Origin of the sequence: Corynebacterium sp. HMSC06G04, from assembly GCF_001807365.1 — a bacterium.
GTDB lineage: Bacteria > Actinomycetota > Actinomycetes > Mycobacteriales > Mycobacteriaceae > Corynebacterium > Corynebacterium simulans.
Window position 1 is genome coordinate 37993 of the sequence record NZ_KV788598.1, and the last position, 18754, is coordinate 56746.

At 59.5% G+C, this 18754-nt stretch carries 14 protein-coding genes and 1 pseudogene; 9 read left to right on the forward strand and 6 right to left on the reverse strand.

Annotated features, from left to right (window positions below; all coding sequences use genetic code 11):
• The first annotated feature begins 197 nt into the window (after positions 1-197).
• Positions 198-3374: an isoleucine--tRNA ligase gene (gene ileS, locus HMPREF3158_RS02015; RefSeq protein ID WP_070497114.1), complete on the forward strand. Its 3177-nt coding sequence runs from the start codon at positions 198-200 to the stop codon at positions 3372-3374.
• A 356-nt stretch (positions 3375-3730) separates the two neighbouring features.
• On the opposite strand, the gene HMPREF3158_RS02020 is transcribed toward ileS, so the two are convergent.
• Both HMPREF3158_RS02020 and HMPREF3158_RS02025 read right to left on the reverse strand, forming a co-directional pair.
• Positions 3731-4915, reverse strand: coding sequence for an MFS transporter (locus HMPREF3158_RS02020; protein ID WP_062038253.1), 1185 nt, complete (start codon positions 4913-4915; stop codon positions 3731-3733).
• Positions 4916-5046: 131 nt separating this feature from the next.
• Positions 5047-5688, reverse strand: a complete 642-nt coding sequence (locus HMPREF3158_RS02025) for a GntR family transcriptional regulator (protein WP_062038255.1) — start codon at positions 5686-5688, stop codon at positions 5047-5049.
• Positions 5689-5856: 168 nt separating this feature from the next.
• Here HMPREF3158_RS02025 and HMPREF3158_RS02030 point away from each other — a divergent pair, with 168 nt between their 5' ends.
• Positions 5857-7284, forward strand: a complete 1428-nt coding sequence (locus tag HMPREF3158_RS02030) for a DNA polymerase IV (protein ID WP_070433314.1) — start codon at positions 5857-5859, stop codon at positions 7282-7284.
• A 2-nt stretch (positions 7285-7286) separates the two neighbouring features.
• Here HMPREF3158_RS02030 and HMPREF3158_RS02035 read toward each other — a convergent pair whose 3' ends face one another.
• Positions 7287-8204: an asparaginase gene (locus tag HMPREF3158_RS02035; RefSeq protein ID WP_070497117.1), complete on the reverse strand. Its 918-nt coding sequence runs from the start codon at positions 8202-8204 to the stop codon at positions 7287-7289.
• Between the two features lie 168 nt (positions 8205-8372).
• Between HMPREF3158_RS02035 and HMPREF3158_RS02040 the strand changes: the two genes are divergently transcribed.
• The gene (locus HMPREF3158_RS02040) at positions 8373-9017 is read left to right on the forward strand and encodes a WKL family lipoprotein (RefSeq protein ID WP_070497120.1); all 645 of its coding nucleotides are present in this window, start codon (positions 8373-8375) and stop codon (positions 9015-9017) included.
• Between the two features lie 48 nt (positions 9018-9065).
• On the opposite strand, the gene HMPREF3158_RS02045 is transcribed toward HMPREF3158_RS02040, so the two are convergent.
• The gene (locus HMPREF3158_RS02045; protein ID WP_062038261.1) at positions 9066-10025 is read right to left on the reverse strand and encodes a hypothetical protein; all 960 of its coding nucleotides are present in this window, start codon (positions 10023-10025) and stop codon (positions 9066-9068) included.
• A 33-nt stretch (positions 10026-10058) separates the two neighbouring features.
• Between HMPREF3158_RS02045 and lspA the strand changes: the two genes are divergently transcribed.
• The 4 genes from lspA to HMPREF3158_RS02065 all read left to right on the forward strand — a co-directional run bounded on the left by lspA (position 10059) and on the right by HMPREF3158_RS02065 (position 12403).
• Positions 10059-10586 carry a signal peptidase II gene (gene lspA, locus HMPREF3158_RS02050; protein WP_070497265.1) on the forward strand — a complete coding sequence of 176 codons (528 nt, stop codon included), beginning with the start codon at positions 10059-10061 and terminating at the stop codon, positions 10584-10586.
• On the forward strand, positions 10570-11493 hold the full coding sequence (locus HMPREF3158_RS02055; RefSeq protein ID WP_070497121.1) for an RluA family pseudouridine synthase: 924 nt from the start codon (positions 10570-10572) through the stop codon (positions 11491-11493). Before lspA ends, HMPREF3158_RS02055 begins: the two co-directional genes overlap by 17 nt.
• 56 nt (positions 11494-11549) lie before the next feature.
• Positions 11550-12065, forward strand: coding sequence for a hypothetical protein (locus tag HMPREF3158_RS02060; RefSeq protein ID WP_246815028.1), 516 nt, complete (start codon positions 11550-11552; stop codon positions 12063-12065).
• A gap of 74 nt (positions 12066-12139) precedes the next feature.
• Positions 12140-12403 carry a permease gene (locus HMPREF3158_RS02065; RefSeq protein WP_070433288.1) on the forward strand — a complete coding sequence of 88 codons (264 nt, stop codon included), beginning with the start codon at positions 12140-12142 and terminating at the stop codon, positions 12401-12403.
• On the opposite strand, the gene rarD is transcribed toward HMPREF3158_RS02065, so the two are convergent.
• Positions 12400-13266 carry an EamA family transporter RarD gene (rarD, locus tag HMPREF3158_RS02070; RefSeq protein ID WP_062038271.1) on the reverse strand — a complete coding sequence of 289 codons (867 nt, stop codon included), beginning with the start codon at positions 13264-13266 and terminating at the stop codon, positions 12400-12402. The genes HMPREF3158_RS02065 and rarD overlap by 4 nt on opposite strands.
• A 100-nt stretch (positions 13267-13366) precedes the next feature.
• On the opposite strand from rarD, the gene dnaE reads away from it, so the two are divergent.
• Together dnaE and HMPREF3158_RS02080 are read left to right on the forward strand one after the other, a co-directional pair.
• The gene (gene dnaE, locus HMPREF3158_RS02075) at positions 13367-16939 is read left to right on the forward strand and encodes a DNA polymerase III subunit alpha (protein WP_070433287.1); all 3573 of its coding nucleotides are present in this window, start codon (positions 13367-13369) and stop codon (positions 16937-16939) included.
• A 130-nt stretch (positions 16940-17069) separates the two neighbouring features.
• Positions 17070-18106, forward strand: a pseudogene (locus HMPREF3158_RS02080) (cobalamin-independent methionine synthase II family protein).
• Positions 18107-18192: 86 nt separating this feature from the next.
• Here HMPREF3158_RS02080 and HMPREF3158_RS02085 read toward each other — a convergent pair.
• A complete protein-coding gene (locus HMPREF3158_RS02085) occupies positions 18193-18693 on the reverse strand; it encodes a hypothetical protein (protein WP_061923410.1) in 501 nt (166 codons plus the stop codon).
• Positions 18694-18754: the final 61 nt, after the last annotated feature.

Here is an 18754-nt window from a genome sequence, read left to right on the forward strand (position 1 = left end):
TCACGTATGCAATGATCCGGCCATCACCGGGGAGCATCTCGGAAGAACCTAAGCCACAGAGCTTAAAAGTAGAACCGAGCGGGTAGGACCGAAATCTCCTTCACCGAAACGAAGCGGGCGTATTTTCGCGCCAAGCAGGGTGGTACCGCGAGCCGCAAGGCGCGTCCCTGCACCAGCACTCGAGTGAAGGAAGATTAATGAGCGAAAACGTAGGCGGTGTCTACCCCAAGGTAGACATGACCGGTGGTTCCACCCGTTTCCCCGACATGGAGGAAATCGTCCAGAAGTTCTGGAAGGAAGACGATACCTTCAAAGCCAGCTTGGACCAGACCAAGGATTGTCCTGAGTACATCTTCTATGATGGCCCTCCCTTTGCGAACGGCCTGCCACACTACGGTCACCTCCTGACCGGCTACGTTAAGGACATCGTCCCTCGTTACCGCACGATGGCGGGCAATTATGTGCCACGTATCTTCGGTTGGGATACCCACGGCCTGCCGGCTGAGTTGGAGGCGGAAAAGCAGCTGGGCATCACGGACAAGGCTCAGATTCAGGACATGGGTCTAGCCAAGTTCAATGAGTACTGCGAGAAGTCCGTTATGCAGTATGCAGATGAGTGGGAAGACTATGTCAACCGCCAGGCACGCTGGGTTGATTTCGAGAACGGCTACAAGACGCTCGACATCAACTACATGGAATCTGTTATGTGGGCTTTCAAGGAGCTCTACGATAAGGGCCTTATCTACCAGGGCTTCCGTGTGCTTCCTTATTCCTGGGCGGAGCATACTTCGCTGTCTAACCAGGAAACTCGCCTGGATGATTCTTATAAGATGCGCCAAGATCCGACGCTGACGGTGACTTTCCCGGTTACTGGTGCGAAGGCTGATTCGGCGGCCGCGGAGACGCTTTCCGCACATCCTGCGCTTGCCGACGCCTCCTTCCTCGCTTGGACCACGACACCTTGGACTTTGCCGTCGAATGCTGCATTGGCGGTCCACCCTGAGGTTAACTATGTCCTGTTCAAAGCCACGGATGGCGACTTCGCGGGCCACACGTTCATCATGGCCGAGGCTTTGACGGCGACGTTGGCCAAGGAACTCGGCGAGGCAGAAGTCCTCGAAACTTTCCAGGGCAATGAGTTGGAAGGCTTTACCTACCAGCCGATCTTCGGTTTCTTCCCAGAGCTGGAGAACGCCTACCAGGTCATTCTTGCAGACTACGTCACCACTGAAGACGGCACCGGCGTGGTTCACCAGGCTCCAGCCTTTGGTGAGGACGATATGTTGACCTGCCAGAAGTACGGCATCGAACTTGCCATCCCAGTGGATGAGGACGGCGAGTTTACCTCGCAGGTTCCGCCGTATGAGGGCCAGTTGGTCTTCGATGCGAACAAGGACATCATCAAGGATCTTAAAGCTGCTGGCCGCGTGGTTCGCCACGTGACGATTGAGCACTCCTACCCGCACTCTTGGCGTTCGGGCGAGCCTTTAATTTACAAGGCAATGCCGGCGTGGTTTGTGAAGGTGACCGAGTTCCGTGACCGCATGGTGGAGCTAAACCACAACGAAATCGAGTGGTTGCCGGAGCATATCCGCGATGGCCAGTTCGGTAAGTGGCTGGAAGGCGCACGAGACTGGAACATCTCTCGTACTCGCTACTGGGGTGCACCGATTCCGGCGTGGGTTTCCGATAACCCAGACTACCCGCGCGTTGATGTCTACGGTTCTTTGGATGAGCTGGAGGCAGACTTCGGCGTGCGTCCTACCTCCTTGCACCGCCCATACATCGATGAGTTGACCCGCCCGAACCCGGATGACCCGACGGGCAAGTCCATGATGGTTCGTGTACCGGACGTGCTGGATTGCTGGTTTGAGTCTGGTTCGATGCCGTTTGCGCAAAAGCACTACCCGTTTGAGAACAAAGAGTGGTTCGAGACGCATTCGCCGTCTGACTTCATCGTGGAGTACTCGGGCCAGACGCGTGGTTGGTTCTACGTGATGCACGTACTGTCTACGGCGCTGTTTGACCGTCCGGCGTATAAGAAGGTCGTCGCTCACGGCATCGTCTTGGGCAATGATGGTCTGAAGATGTCGAAGTCTAAGGGCAACTACCCGAACGTCAACGAGGTATTTGACCGCGATGGCTCGGATGCGATGCGCTGGTTCTTGATGTCCAGCCCGATTCTGCGCGGCGGCAATCTGATCGTCACGGAGCAAGGCATCCGCGAGGGCGTGCGCCAGGCTATCTTGCCGATCTGGAATGCGTATACCTTCCTGCAGCTCTACGCGAGCCGCGAGGCGAAGTTCGATGTCACTTCAGGCAATGTTCTTGACCGCTACATCCTGGCTAAGACCCATGACTTGGTGGAGCATACCGATGCGGCGCTGGCGAATACTGACATCGCTGCGGCGACGGAGGAGGTGCGTCACTTCGCGGACGTGCTGACCAACTGGTACGTGCGTCGCTCGCGTGACCGCTTCTGGTCGGGCGAGGAAGAGCACGCAGAGGCCTTTAACACCCTCTACACCGTGCTGGAGACTGTCACCCGCGTGGTGGCTCCGCTGCTACCGCACGTGGCTGAGGTCATCTACCGTGGCTTGACCGGCGAGCGCTCCGTGCACCTGGCTAGCTACCCGAAGGCTGAGGATTACCCGGCTGATGCGGAGTTGGTTTCCGCGATGGACGCGGTGCGTGCGGTAGCTTCCGCGGCATCGAGTGTGCGTAAGTCCAACAAGCTTCGTAACCGCCTGCCGCTGCCGAAGCTGACCGTGGCCATGGCTGATTCCGCGCAGCTCGCTGACTTTGCGGACATCATCCGCGATGAGGTCAATGTGAAGGATGTCGTTTTGACCGACGACGTCGATTCCGTGGGCACCTTCGAAGTTGTCTGTAATGCAAAGGTCGCGGGTCCGCGCTTGGGCAAGGACGTCCAGCGCGCAATCAAGAACCTGAAGGTGGGTAATTACGAGCGCCGTGGTGACGAGGTTGTCGTTGACGGCGATATCGTTCTGGGCGCTGATGAGTACACCGAGCGTCTGCAGGCGGCGAACCCGGCATCGACGGCGCGTATCGACGGCGTCGATGGCCTCGTGGTCTTGGACACCGAGGTGACCGAGGAGCTCGAGGCAGAAGGCTGGGCCGCCGACGTCATCCGCGGCCTGCAGGATGCCCGCAAAGCCGAGGATTTCGAGGTCTATGACCGTATCAGCGTGGTCCTGTCCGTTCCGGCCGAGAAGGAAGAATGGGCACAGCGTCACGCGGAGCACATTGCGTCCGAGGTTCTGGCCACCGAGTTCAATGTGGTTACCGAGCCTCTCGAAGGTCACAAGGTGGTCAAGGACGTTACCGCGACCGTCGCGCGCACGAACGTATAGACACCTGGATGTCAGAGCGTAAGTGAATAATGCCCGGAAGGAGATAGTGTCTCCTTCCGGGCACGCTTATGGCCAGTTACCTGGGTATTTTTCTGTGTAGATTTGCAGGTATGCGAATCGAACACATGGCCATGTACGTACAGGGCTAAAGACCTATTTTCTGAGTTTCGAAGACGGTGCCCGTTTCGAAATCATGGCGCGACCAGGCCATGAAAAGCGGCTAGCTTTGGCTGGGTGGAATCATTTGGCATTGTCTGTGGGTAGCCGCGAGAAGGTAAATCGTCTCGCGGCGTATGGATACTATGAATTCGCCTTTCTTGATGCGGAGGTGACTGTTTAGGCCACAGTGCGCAAAGTCAGCGCTGTGCGCCGGGCAGGTGCGCGCGCCAGGCAATAGTGACGTTGATTAGACACAAAATGGCCAAAATGCTGCCGATGATGAAAAGCTTCGTAAATCCGATGTAGGCCGATAGTGCGCTAAACGCCATAGGGATGAAGAAGCCGGTATAGGAGATGGAGTAGTACACGGCGGTGAGGCCTGCCAGCTCCTCTTCACCGGCGATCCGCTGGACCTCGGAGAGTCCGGCGACAAGGGCGAGGCCGTAGCCAGCGCCCATCGTGGCGGCAGCGGCGATGCCCAAAGGCAGCGACAACGTCTGCGCTGCGAAGGCCGCGACGAAAGCCCCGAGCGTAATAACCGCCATGGCGATGGCGGATGCTCGGGCGGACTTATGGGTATCGATGAGGCGTCCGAGCATTTGCACGCCAACGCCGCAGCCTAAAGTAATGACGGTCATGAGGCCGGAGAACGCAATGGGCGTTTGCCCCGCAGACGTGGCGAGCAACTGCGGGAGCAAGGCATAGGCGGCACCGGCACATCCGAATACCCACGGGGCAACGGGAACGACCACGCGCAGGAAGCGCTTGTGAGCGGCGGCCGGGATATGCAGCATTTCGAGCATCTCGCGAACCTTCAGCTCCAAGATGGTGGTCTTTACCGTGCCGCGGCGTGGCTCACGAGTTTCCGGAGTATACGTCAGCCAAACCGCAGTCGCGAGAGTCAGCAGAATGTGCAGGATATAAGCTAAGTGCGTGGGCCAAGGGCCCCATTGCGCCAGTACCGAGGCAATTCCGGCGCCCACCAAGAATCCGACGGTAAGGCACAGTGAAGCTTTTCTTGCACCGGCCGCGGGGTCCCCTCCAGCCCGGGAGACAAGCTCGGTAATCCACGTGGAACCCACCGCCATAACAAGGCCCAGCGCCATGCCACACAGCACGCGACCTAGCGCGATGATAAGCGGTTCATGCGGAGCGATGGACAGCAGGAAAGACCCCAGCAGCGATAAAGGCGCGGCCGGCAGGAGAGTGGGCTTGCGGCCGATGAGGTCGGATAGCGGGCCTCCCACAAGCAACGCGGGGACGATTCCCAAGACATATGCCGCGAGCAAACCATTTACGGTCACCTGTGAAAAGTGCGAAGTCTCGCGGTACATCACCAACAATGGGGTGAACTCGTTGCCGCCCCACGCGACCGCCACCATTGAACCGGCGACGGGAAACCACGAATGAGGCCTAAACGAAGGCAACACCTCCGGCGCCGGCGATACGCTAGGCACGGACTCAGTCGCGGGCACATGGGAAAGCGACGATGCGGATGTTGAGGTTTGAGCGGTCACAGTTGATTCCTAGAAGTAGTCAGGTGGTCTTCGAGTTCAGTGAGGTAGGTGGAGTAGTTGCCGTGGCGGAGGGCTTCGGCAAGCAGGCGGTGCTGGGCGACGAAGCCACGCGCTCGCTCCACATTGCGGCCAATTGCCGTGGCTGTGAAGCGCTGCTGACGCTCGCGCAGCGTGTGACCGAGATGGGCAAGCAGGCTATTGCCGCCGTTGTCCATGATGGTCTGGTGGAAACGCGCATCGAGGTGGGCGTATGTGCGCAGGTCACCGGCGTTGAGCGCGGCGTCTTGTTCCGCGATGGTCGCATCGAGGCAATCAGCAATGACGGCGCGCTCTGCGGCGGGGAGGGCGCAGATATGGCGGGCGGAGTGGGCGTCGACAAGCAGGCGCGCCTCGTAGACCTCGCGAATCTCGCGCGGGCTGATCGGGACCACCAGCGCGCCGCGTTTGGGATAGAGCTTCAAAAAGCCCTCAACTTCCAAGCGGAGGAAGGCCTCGCGCATGGGAGTCCTGCTCATCCCGAGCTCTGAAGCGATGACTGCCTCGGAGAGCATCTCGGATTCGGCAATGTCACCTTCGATGATTGCACGCTTGACCCATTCATAGGCGCGCTCGGCGGCTGGCGTACTTGCATTCGACATGCATTCATCTTGCATACAAGCCACGGGCGTTGTCTAAAAAATCGTGCTATTAGTGAGGCGGTGATCACCTTCGTGCTTTATGAGATCTGCAAGACTTTTCGCGTGTTTTCTATGCTAGAAAGCTGGGCAGTGCATGACATTTAGGACGCATGTTCTAAAATGGGGCGCATGCAGCGTTGGGTTTTACACATCGACATGGACGCTTTCTTCGCGTCCGTCGAGCAGCTGACCCGGCCGACGTTGCGTGGGCGCCCGGTGCTGGTCGCGGGCGTCGGCGGGCGCGGCGTCGTGGCGGGCGCATCCTACGAGGCCCGCGCGTTTGGCGCCCACTCAGCCATGCCCACTTTCCGCGCCCAGCAGCTGGTTGGCCTGCGCGGAGTGGTGGTGCAGCCGCGGCACGTGGTGTACTCGGCGGCGTCGAAAAGAGTGTTTAAGATTCTCGCGGAACACGTGGGAGTTATAGAGCAGCTTTCCGTTGATGAGGCCTTTATGGAGCCTGAAGCTTTGATCGGCGCGAGCCCAGAAGAAGTAAAAGAATGGGCAGATAACCTGCGGGAGCTGATTCGTGCGGAGACTGGCCTGCCGAGTTCGATTGGGGCGGGTTCGGGTAAGCAATTTGCCAAGATTGGTTCCGGGGAGGCCAAACCGGACGGCACGTTTGTGATTCCAGCGGAAAAACAGTTGGAGATTCTCCACCCCATGCCGGTGGGAAAGTTGTGGGGCGTGGGGCCTGTGACGAGGACGAAGCTCGCGGCTATCGGTGTGGAGACCATCGGGCAGCTGGCGGCGATGTCGCAAAAGGAAGTGGAGATTTCTTTAGGCGCGACGATTGGTGTGGGTTTGTGGAAGCTCGCTCAAGGCATCGACGACAGGGCGGTGGCCCCGCGCGCAGTGGCCAAGCAGATTTCCACGGAGCATACCTACCCTAAGGATTTGCTTACGGTAGCGGAGGTAGACGCTGCGATTGTGAGGGCGGCGGAGGGCGCGCATCGGCGCTTGCTTCGCGACGGCCGCGGTGCCCGCACCGTCTCCGTCAAACTGCGGATGGCAGATTTCCACATCGAATCGCGCTCGGCCACGCTTCCTTATGCCACGGATGATGTGGAAACCTTAAAAGCAACGGCATTCAAGCTCGCGCGCTATCCCGATGAGCTTGGCCCGATTCGTTTGGTGGGCGTGAGCTATTCGGGCTTGGAGGCCGCGCGCCAAGACGTACTCTTTCCTGAGCTGGACCGCGTGGTGGTGCGCCCGCCGAGTAAAGCGGACGATGACTACGAGGCCGGAGTTTCGGACAACGCACTTGATGAGGGGCGCGTGGAAGTAAGCATCGAGGACGAACCCGATAGCACGTGGCGGGCAACGCAAGACGTTTATCATCCCGATTATGGCCACGGCTGGATTCAGGGCGCCGGTCACGGTGTGGTCAGCGTGCGGTTTGAAACGCGTGCGACAGGCCCCGGCCGCACCAAATCCTTTGCTGCTGATGATCCGGATCTAATTCCCGGGGACCCACTTGATTCTTTGGCATGGCCGGAGTGGTTTGTGCAGGACGCTGATCCGGATGCTGAACCAGGCACTGAGTCAGGCGCTGTGTAAAGCTAGCGCGAGTATTGTTTCGGCGCTGCTTTGGCGGCGAAAACTTCGGAGACGGAGGTGCCGGTGGCGAGGGCGGCGGCGAGAAGGATTCGCGCTTGACCGGGGCGGAAAGCGCCAGCACTAACCGCGCCTTTATCGGCAAGCGTTGCACCACCACCGGAGCCGCCGTAGGCGAGGGAAGTAGTGCCGTAGGGCACGCGGGTGCTGATGGCAACGGGAAGGCCTGCTTCGAGTGCGCGCGCTACGCCTTCGCCCATACCTTCGCCCATGTTTCCGGAACCGAGCGCCTCGATGACGAGGCCCGAAAAGTGGGGAATGGCGGCGTCGACAAGCGTGGCGTCAGCGCCGGGGTACGCGGCAAGGATGGCAACCGGGTGTGGTGCGAGTGGGGCAGGCGGTAGGGGAAAGAGATTGGATTCGCCAACGGGCATCGATTCAAAGCCGTTGAGATGAAAGGTGTGGTTCTTGCGTGCCCCGCGCGCCGGGATGGTCATGCCTCCGAACTGGATATAAACGCCGGGGTTTCCTTGCTCGATGAGGCGCAGGCTGTCGTGGAGGTTGCGCGGACCGTCGCCTCCGGGATGATCGAAAGACCGCTGCGCGCCTGTGAGAACAACGGGCTTTGTGCCCGGATCAAAAATGGAAAGCGCCATGGCGGTTTCTTCCATGGAATCCGTGCCATGGGTGATGAGGATGCCGTCGATGTCGGTGCGGGTGAGTTGCACGTGGACGGTGCCGAGCAGCTCATCGAGATCCGCCAAGGTGATGGAGCTGGAGTCGAGTTGGCGGAATTCGATGACTTCAATGTCTGCCGAAAGGCTACGGGCCAGTTCCTGGCCGGTGACTGTTGGAATGAGCGAGCCGTCCGCGGCCGCGGTGCAGGCGATGGTGCCGCCGGTGGCGATAAGCGCGATAGTCATGGACTCCACCCTAGCGATTAGCGGCGGGGTATTAGTAGCGAAAAAGATGGTGTTGGCGGGCGCGGGGCGCACGGAAATGGAAGTGGCGTGGGTAATGTGGTGTGAAGAAAAGCGACAATTATCGCGCGCTAAGATGCGAAGTCGCGCCACCCAACGTGAGGAGAAAAAGTGAAGTTCACCAAGCTCGGGGCCGCTCTCATGGCCGTTAGTGCTGCTACCGCTTTGGCTGCCTGCTCTTCTTCCGATGAAGCTGACAAGGCTAAACCATCATCTGCTGAGAAGTCCTCGAGTGCAGAGGAGACCTCAATTGCCTCCACTGAGATTCCGGATGCAGCTGCCCTCAACGCCATCCTGACCAAGGCCACCGACCCGAACGTGCCGGTCGAGGAAAAGACCAAGACCGTGCAAGGCTCCGAGGAGGCGTCAGAGCTTTTCGACGTCATGGCAGCCTCCCAGGCAGAGTCCGGCGCAGTTTTTGAGGTCGTCGACCCAGTGCTGCCGGGCTACAGCCCAGAATCCGCGCTGGCTACCGTTAACTTCTCTACCCCGGACGGCCAGGGCCAGACCGCAGACCAGGTTGAGTTTGTCTTTGAAAACGGCGACTGGAAGTTGTCGAAGAACTGGGCCTGCATCCTGGTTTCCAACATCGTACCGCCAGAGCAAGTCCCGCCGATGTGCGCGGATACCGCAGGCGGCGCTGCAGGTGCGCCGGCAGAAAGCGCTCCGGCAGAGCAGCCAGCAGAGGGCGCTCCGGCAGAACAACCCGCCGAGCAGCCGGCAGAAGGTGCGCCAGCCGAGCAGCCGGCGCAGTAACAAGCGAACAAGCGCTAGAAAAGAAGAGCTAAAACTCGAAGCCGGGAACTACTTAGCTGGGGAGAACTTCAGATCTGTGGTGGTGGACTGCACCACGCGCAGGTCGGAGGAGTCGGCGCCGTAGGTGATTTTGGTGTCGATGGCCACCTCGCCGTCGGTTGGCAGCGGCTGCGATAGGTCCACGGTCAGCTGGCCAGAGGAATCGGTTGTGGAGTCCATGACCTTGAGCTCTTTATCAGCCAGCTCCGTGCCCGCGGCTTGCCCCTCGAAAGACAGCGCGCCCAGGGATGGGCGCTGCTTTACAGAAACACTGAGCTTGACGACGTCGCCGTCCTGCTCATCCAGCGTATAAGTTGCGGTTTGCAGCAAAGTGGACTCGCCGGCCACGCGGGATTCCACTGACCACTTTGCGCCCTTGCCGATTTCCTCGTCCGGGAAGACTACAGGTAGGGAAGTCAGCTTCATGATGGCCTGTTCAGTAATGCCACGGGCCTCGTCGGTGCCGTCTTGTGGCGCGGCCAAGCGCAGCGAAGACATCTGGCCCGAGTCCTCGGCACGCCAGCCAAACTGGAATCCCTCGCCGGAGGAAGCATCAGCATCCCCGGAGTATTCCGGCGTGCCGCTGGTGGCAAAAACGTTGCGGGTAGCAGGCAGCTGGCCCTCGACGTTCTCGGTAGCCTCATCGACGCTGGCCTCTAGCGGCAGCGTCGTGGTGGCCGCCTTAATCTTGGAGGCATTGAAGTCCTTGGCCGCAGAAGACTTCATCAGGTCCTGGCTAAAGCCCTCGGTTACGGAATAGGTGACTTTCTGCTCGGCATCGATGTCGTGGTAGGAAAGCACCCGCTTTTCTCCGCTGCCTGCGGATTCGACGGTGATGCGCGGGGCGTCGATTGGCAGGCCCACCGGCTGCTCAACGGTTGGCGCAGGCTTTTCATAGGAGCAGGCGCTAAGCGGTGAGGCGGCGAGCGCGAGGACAGAAACGGTGGCTAAAGCTTTAACACGGAACACAGCATTCCAAATTACCGGAAGCGGGTGTTTAGAATGACTTGGGTGAGTCAAAAAAGAAGGAGTTTCGTTGGGCTGATGGCCGCGGTAGTTACCGCGGTGGCCGTCATTGACCAAGCAGTAAAGCAAATAATGCTGTCCATCCTCACTGAGGGGGAGCCGATGAATGTTATCGGCGGATGGTTCCGCTTCTACCTTCTGTTTAACCCCGGCGCGGCCTTTTCTATGGGCGGCGAGGGCAGTACTTGGCTGTTTACCACCATTCAGCTGGCATTCGTCGTGGGCGTGGCTATCGCGGCGCCGCGGATGAAGGACAAATGGCAGGCCGTGGGCTTAGCCATGATCGCCGGCGGCGCGCTGGGTAACCTCATCGACCGCCTCTTCCGCGAGCCGGGCTTTTGGTTTGGTCATGTAGTGGATTACGTCTCCGTGGGACGGTTCGCAGTATTTAATCTGGCGGATGCCTCGATTACCTGCGGCGTAGCGGTATTCATTGTGGCGATGTTGCTGGAAGATACAAAGAAGCAAGCAGAAAAGGCAGGTGGCGATGCGCGAGAGTCGTAGGCTTCCGATTCCAGAAGGCCTTGAGGGCATGCGTGCCGACGCCGCCTTGGCCAAGCTCATCGGTATCTCCCGGGCAAAGGCTGCGGATTTGTGCATGGCTGGCGACGTCGAGATGGACGGTGCTGCGGTAGCCAAGTCCGACCGCTTGGAGGCAGGCGGCTGGATTGACGTCATGATGCCTGCACCGGAGGAGCCGCTGATTCCGAAGGAAGAACTCGTCGAGGGCATGGATGTGCTCTATGCCGATGACGATGTCATTTGCGTGCACAAGCCGGTGGGCGTGGCGGCGCATCCGACGCTGGGCTGGGAAGGCCCCACAGTCATCGGCGGTTTGCGCGCGGCGGGCTACCAGCTTGCCGACGCCGGGCCTACCGAACGCAAGGGCATCGTCCACCGCCTTGACGTCGGCACCTCGGGCGTGATGGTGGTGGCCGCAAGTGAGCGCGCCTATTCGCAGCTGAAGGCAGCGTTTAAAGAACGCACCGTGACCAAGACCTATCACGCGGTGGTCCAGGGCCTGCCGGACCCGATTGTGGGAACCATCGATGCGCCGATTGGCCGCCATCCCTCCTCCGGCTGGAAGTTTGCGGTGGTAGGCGATGGCAAGCACGCCGTGACCCACTACAAGCTACTTGAAGCCTTTCGCGAGGCCAGCCTGCTCGAGGTACACCTAGAAACTGGGCGCACCCACCAGATTCGCGTGCACATGGCGGCAACGGGGCATCCCTGCGTGGGCGATCCCATGTATGGCTGCGATCCGAACCTGGCCAAGCGCCTGCGGCTGGTTAGGCAGTGGCTGCATGCGGTGACGTTGGGCTTTGCCCACCCGGGAACGGGCAAGTACTTCGAGGTGTCGGCGCCGTATCCGGATGATCTGCGCTTTGCGCTGGAGGAACTACGCGGATGAGGCATCCACCGGAGATTTATCGGCGGCGTCGGATAGCAGCGGGCGTTATGGCAGTAATGTTTGTTCTATTCATCCTGCTGTGCTTTGGGCTTTTCGGTACCAAGTCGACGGTGGCTCTGCAGGGGGATCAGCTAGGCCCCGATAATGAGTCGCGGGAGGAATACATAGCGCGGGCGGCAGATGCGCTTGCTGCTGCCGATGAACCGTCATATGCGTTGGTCAGCTTTGACGAGTCATTGAACTCGCAGCAGGTCGCCGCTCTGGCGCAGCCGGCCCCGCGCATGAGCGCCATCATCTTAGGGATGGCGGCACCTTTGGCAGTGCCGGAGCCTACTGCAGGAGCAGACCGCGCTGGCGTTATCGATACGGAGATAAAGCGCCTGCGCGATTCCTATGCGGGAGTAGGCCAAGCGAATGTGCCGTCGAAGGTGGATGCGGTCATCGTCTGGGCTGATGGCGATAGCCTGCGCGAGATTGCCGGTAACGAGTTGGTTGCTGCAGTAGAACCCGCGCCTGCCGACGCCGCCTGGGGCAGCTTTGGCGTCCGGCCCCTAAATTCCTTGCAGTACTAGTGCATGCTCAAGCACGGGCTCTCGCGAAAGGGCTCGCAAAAGAACCGGAAGAAGGAACACAGAAGAGGATAAAGATGCGCATTTTTGCCGATACCAGCGCCTGGATGCCGAACTACCGCTTTGCCTATATTGCCGTGTGGGTGGGGCTGGTGTTCTGTCTTATTGGGCTGGTGTTTCTGTTTTTTACTTCCGGTGAGCCGCTTTCGATTGGCATCTGTGCCTTCGTGGCCGTCTATTGCTTGTTTATGATTTTTCAGATGCCGCGCTGGGCGCTTGATGCGCGGGAAGAAAAAGAAAGGCGCCGCCGAGCAAAGGCAGCGCGGAAAGAGATGCGTTAGCGGGCGCGGCGTCGGGAAGCGCGGCGCGTGCGGACCAGATCCGCGAGGTAGATGATAACCGCCACCCAGATGATGCCAAAGCCAATCCAGCGGGCGGTGGACATGTGCTCGTGATTGACAAACAGTGCCCAGAGCATCTGCATGATAGGGGTCATGTACTGCAGCATGCCCACTGTGGCCAGCGGTAGCTGTTTGGCGCCCTTGGCAAAGCACAGCAGCGGCAAAGCGGTGATCAGGCCGGAGGCAATCAGAAGCACAATGTGGCTGGGGCCTTCGCTGGCAAATGTGGATTGGCCTTGGAAGGTTAGCCAGACCAGATAGCCGATTGCCACCGGCAGCATCGCGATGGTCTCCGCCGCCACCGAACCAGTAGAGGAGACGTGGATGCGCTTTTTCATAAGGCCGTAGATGCCAAAGCTAAACGCCAAAGCCAGGGAGATATACGGTGCCTGGCCGGTCATAAACGTCAGCCAGATAACGGCGATGAAGGCCACTCCAACCGATGCCGCCTGCGCCTTGTTGAGCGTTTCCTTCAAGAAGATGATGCCGAGCGCCACCGAAACAAGCGGGTTGATGAAGTAGCCCAGCGCGGCGTCGGCAACATGCCCGGAGTTAATCGCAATGACGTAAGTGCCCCAGTTGACCGTAATGGCCACACCACACGCGAGCATCCATCCCCACGTGCGTGCGCTAAACGCCCGTAACTCGCGCCAACCGCCGGTGAGGAAAAGGAAACCGGTAACCAGCACGGCAGTCCACACGATGCGGTGCGCCAGAATCTCCAGCGGGCTCGCTGGCAGCAAAAGCGGGAAGAAAGCGGGGAAGAAGCCCCACATGAGATAGGCAGCAATGGTGTAAATCATCGGGAAATAATGTACTCGTTGGCAGCCGAAACTGCGAAGAATTCTTGTCAGTATTTTCGGCGCGGCGTCGGGGTTTGACGCGCCCGCTAAACTAACCCGCATGGCGAAAAACTCCTCCTTTGTTCACCTTCACAATCACACCGAGTTCTCGATGTTGGACGGCATGGCCAAGGTGGACATGCTCGCCGATGAGGTGGTGCGCCAGGAGATGCCGGCCGTGGGCATGACCGACCACGGCAATATGTATGGCTCTAACGCTTTCTATAAGAGGATGACCAGCGCGGGTGTGAAACCCATCATCGGCATTGAGGCCTACATGGCGCCGGAGTCCCGCTTTAACAAAAAGCGCGTGCTGTGGGGCACTCCTGATCAAAAGCGCGACGACGTCTCCGCATCGGGTGCTTACCTGCACCAAACCATGCTGGCGGAAAACGCGACGGGCCTGAAAAACCTGTTCAAGCTTTCCTCGCTGGCTTCTTATGAGGGCCAATTGGGTAAGTGGCCGCGTATGGATGCCGAGCTCATCGCAGAGCATGCAGAAGGCATCATCGCCACCACCGGCTGCCCGTCTGGCGACGTCCAGACTCGCCTGCGCTTAGGGCAGTTCGACGAGGCGCTGGAGGCTGCGGCGATGTGGCAGGACATCTATGGCAAGGACAACTTCTTCTTGGAGCTCATGGACCACGGGCTCGACATCGAGAAGCGCACGCGTGACGGCCTGTTGGAAATCGGCCGCAAACTGGACTTGCCGCCGCTTGTTACCAATGACTGCCACTACGTGCTGGAAAGCCAGGCGCCCTCGCATGAGGCAATGCTGTGTGTGCAGACCGGCAAGACCTTCATGGACCCGGATCGCTTCAAGTTTGACGGCACCGGTTACTACATCAAATCCGCAGCGCAGATGCGTGAGATCTGGGATGACATGATTCCAGACGGCTGCGATAACACCCTGTGGATCGCCGAACGCGTACAGGACTACGGCGAGATTTGGGAGGAGCATACCCACGACCGCATGCCGATTGCGGACGTGCCGGAAGGTCACACGCCAACTTCCTGGCTGACCCACGAGGTGATGGAGGGCCTGCAGGATCGCTTCCCGGGCAAGGAGGTGCCGGAGGAGTACGTGAAGCGCGCTGAGTATGAAATCAGCGTCATCGATATGAAGGGTTATCCTTCCTACTTCCTCATCGTGGCCGAGCTCATCAAGCATGCGCGATCCGTGGGCATTCGCGTGGGGCCGGGGCGTGGTTCCGCGGCAGGTGCGCTGGTGGCTTACGCGCTTACCATCACGAATATTGACCCAATTGAGCACGACCTCCTCTTCGAGCGATTCCTCAACCCGGAGCGTCCATCCGCACCGGATATTGATATCGACTTCGACGACCGCCGCCGTGGCGAGATGATTCAGTACGCCGCCGATCGTTGGGGCGAGGACAAGGTCGCGCAGGTGATTACCTTCGGCACCGTGAAGACCAAGCAGGCCATCAAGGACTCCGCGAAAGTGCACTTTGGCCAGCCAGGCTTCCAGATGGCTGACCGCATCAACGGCGCGCTGCCGCCTGCCATCATGGCGAAGGACATTCCGCTATCGGGCATCATGGACCCGGAGCACGAGCGCTACTCAGAGGCCACCGAGGTCCGGCAGATGATTGAGACGGACCCGGACGTCAAGAAGATTTATGAGACCGCGCGTGGTCTCGAGGGCGTCGTCCGCCAGGCCGGTGTGCACGCTTGTGCGGTGATTATGGCGTCCGTGCGCCTGATGGACCACATTCCGATGTGGCAAAGGCCTGCCGACGGCGCGTATATTACCGGCTGGGATTACCCGGCATGCGAGGCCATTGGCCTGCTGAAGATGGACTTCCTGGGACTGCGAAACCTCACAGTCATCGGCGATTGCCTAGAAAACATCAAGAAAAACCGCGGCGAGGAAATCCAACTGGAGGAAATCCACGCCGACGACCCTAACGTGTCAAAGGTATACGAGCTGCTTTCCCGCGGCGAGACCCTGGGCGTGTTCCAGCTGGACTCCGGCGGCATGCAGGAGCTGCTTAAGCGCATGAAACCGACGGGCTTTAAAGACATCGTCGCGTCGCTGGCGCTATACCGCCCGGGCCCGATGGGCGTTAACGCACACTGGGACTATGCGGACCGCAAGAACGGCCGCAAGGAAATCACGCCGATTCACCCCGAGCTGGAGGAGCCGCTGCGTGAGATCCTCGATGAGACCTATGGTCTTATCGTCTACCAGGAGCAGATCATGCGTATCTCCCAGAAGGTAGCCAATTACACCGCTGGTGAGGCAGATGGCTTCCGCAAGGCCATGGGTAAGAAGAAGCCGGAAGTCCTAGCCCAGCAGTACGACAAGTTCTGGGGCGGCATGCAGGAAAACGGCTACTCCAAGGACGCCATGGATGCGCTGTGGGGCACGATTGAGCCCTTCGCTTCCTACGCGTTTAACAAGTCCCACGCCGCAGGCTACGGCCTGGTTTCCTTCTGGACCGCGTATCTCAAGGCCTACTACGCGCCGGAGTACATGGCAGCACTGCTGACCTCGGTGGGCGATAAGAAAGATAAGTCCGCTATCTATCTTTCCGATTGCCGCCACCTTGGCATCAAGGTGCTTTCGCCCGACGTCAACGAGTCTGTGGAGAACTTCCAGGCGGTCGGTGAGGATATTCGCTTCGGCATGGGCGCTATCCGTAACGTCGGCTCGGAAGTGGTGGAGTCCATCGTCAAGACCCGCAAGGAAAAGGGCGCATATACCTCTTTTTCGGATTACCTCGACAAGATTGAGCTGACCGCTTGCACCAAGCGCGTGACGGAATCGCTCATCAAGGCCGGCGCCTTCGATTCCATGGAGCACCCGCGCAAGGGCTTGATGCTCATCCACGAGGATGCAGTCGATGCCGTGCAGACCACGAAGAAGGCAGCGGACAAGGGGCAGTTCGACCTTTTTGCTGGCTTCGGCGGCGATGAGCAATCTGAAGTGGCTTCTGCCTTCGCCATTGATATCCCGGACGACAACTGGGAGCGCAAGCATGAGCTCGCCCTGGAGCGAGAGATGCTGGGTCTTTACGTCTCCGGCCATCCGCTGGACGGTTTCGAGGAAGCACTTGAGTCGCAGACGGATACGCCACTGCCGAAGATTCTCTCCGGCGAGGTTCAAAACGGCCAGGAGCTGGTCATCGGCGGCATCATCTCGGGCGTTGACAGGCGCTTTTCCAAGCGTGATGGCTCTCCGTGGGCGATCGTGAATATGGAAGACCACAACGGCGCGCAGGTGGATATTCTGGTATTCAACCAGGTCTATTCGCTGGTGGCCCCGCAGATTGCGGAAGACAACATCATTTTGGCCAAAGTACAGGTCAAAATTCGTGACGAGCGTATGTCCCTGTTCTGCTCCGATATCCGGGTGCCGGATTTGGGGCCAGGTGGGGGAGCGGGCCTGCCGCTGCGCCTTACCATGCGCACGGATCAGTGCACGATGGAAAACATCGCCAAGCTCAAGCAGGTGCTGGTCAACAACAAGGGCGAGTCGGATGTGTACTTAACGCTTGTCGACGGCGCGGAGTCCACCATGATGGTCCTTGGCGAACACCTGCGCGTGGAGCGTTCGGGCAACCTGATGGGTGACTTGAAGGCCACGATGGGTGCCGGAATTCTGGGCTAGACGGCCGCGTGACTTTAATGGGTGAACTTAGCAGGTGAATCTAAAGCGCCAAAAGCCTTAACGCGCGTGGAGCCTTCGGTTAATCTAGACAGCACAGTCTAGAAGTGAAAAATCGGAGGTACACGCACTTATGGTCAACAAGATTCGCACTACCCACGTGGGTTCGCTGCCGCGTACGGAGGAACTGCTGGAGGCTAACCTTCAGCGTTCTGCCGGAGAAATTAGCGACGAAGCCTTTCACGAGATCCTGGAGCGCTCGGTAGACGACGTCGTAAAGCGCCAGGTAAGATTCGCCTTTCTTCGATGAAGGATCGCCGTGACCGAGCGCTTTTCGCGGAGGCCTATAACGACCCTGACTCGGGCATTTTTACCGGTCGCAAGAAGGTGGCGAACCCAGAGTTCACCGGTCCCGTGACCTACATTGGCCATGACCAGGTGGATGCGGATGTTTCTTTGCTGAAGCAGGCGATGAGCAAGGCAGGGGCCAGCAACGGCTTCGTGGCGGCATTGTCGCCGGGCTCGGCGGCGCGCCTTCCCAACAAGTTCTATGAGGAAGACATCGACCTGGTCCGCGCCTGCGGTGAGGCCCTGAAAGCGGAGTACAAGGCCATCACCGATGCTGGTCTGACTGTTCAGTTCGATGCCCCTGACCTGGCAGAGGCCTGGGATAGCGTGGTGCCGGAGCCGTCAGTGGCTGACTTCCAGGCTTTCCTGCATGAGCGCATCGCGGTGCTCAACGAGTCCATCAAGGACATCCCGCGCGAGCAGACCCGCTTGCACATCTGCTGGGGATCGTGGCATGGACCGCATGTCACCGACATCCCGTTCGGTGACATCATCGAAGAGATTCTGCAGGCCAAGGTCGGTGGTTTCTCCTTCGAGGGCGCTTCGCCGCGCCATGCCCACGAGTGGCGCGTGTGGCAGGACCACAAGCTGCCGGAGGGAACCGTCATCTACCCGGGCGTGGTTTCGCATTCCACCAATGCGGTGGAGCACCCGCAGCTCGTGGCCGATCGCATCATCAAGTTTGCCGAGCTGGTAGGCCCGGAAAACGTCGTGGCCTCGACTGACTGCGGCCTGGGTGGGCGTCTGCACTATCAGATTGCGTGGGCAAAGCTACAAGCGCTTGTCGATGGCGCCGAGCTCGCCACCCGCGAACTGTTCTAGTCCTTCTGAATAGGTCTTCCACATACGAAAAGCGGCACGCGCCCTACCCCGCGAAAGTGAGGAGCGCGTGCCGCTTCTTTAAGGTTTTAGAACTTGACGCCTGCGTTGCGCAGCATCTGCTTGACCGGCTCGAGGATGGCCGGGTTAGCCTTAGCAACCATTGCGAGGACCTGGACAACCGTAGCGACGCCGGTCAGGGCGATGGAGACCCAAGCGAAGACTTCCTTGGTCTCCTCAGATGGGCGAGCGGACTGTGCCCACTCCGGCATCTTTGACCAATTTTCCTCTTCCTTGGCCTTAGCGGCGGCGTCCTTTTCTGCAGCAACGCATGGCGGGGTTGCCGGCATGCCGGAGGAACCGTAGCCGCTGAGGATTCCCTTGAGCAGCTCCTGTGGGCCCATGAAAGAAGAACCCGCGGTGCCGGCCTCAACAGCATCCTTGTGGTCCTGAACAGCCTTATCTACCTGGGCCTGGCATTCAGCGGATAGTTCTGGCGTGGGAGCAGCTGGAGCGGCGTTTGCGGCGACAGGGGTGATGAGAGCGAGACCGGTGGCGCAAGCTGCGACCATGGTGGTGGAAAGACGCATGAGAATTAGTTCTCCTTGGAGTGTGGCGCGGGAGCCAGTGAAGGCAATTAATAACTCATCT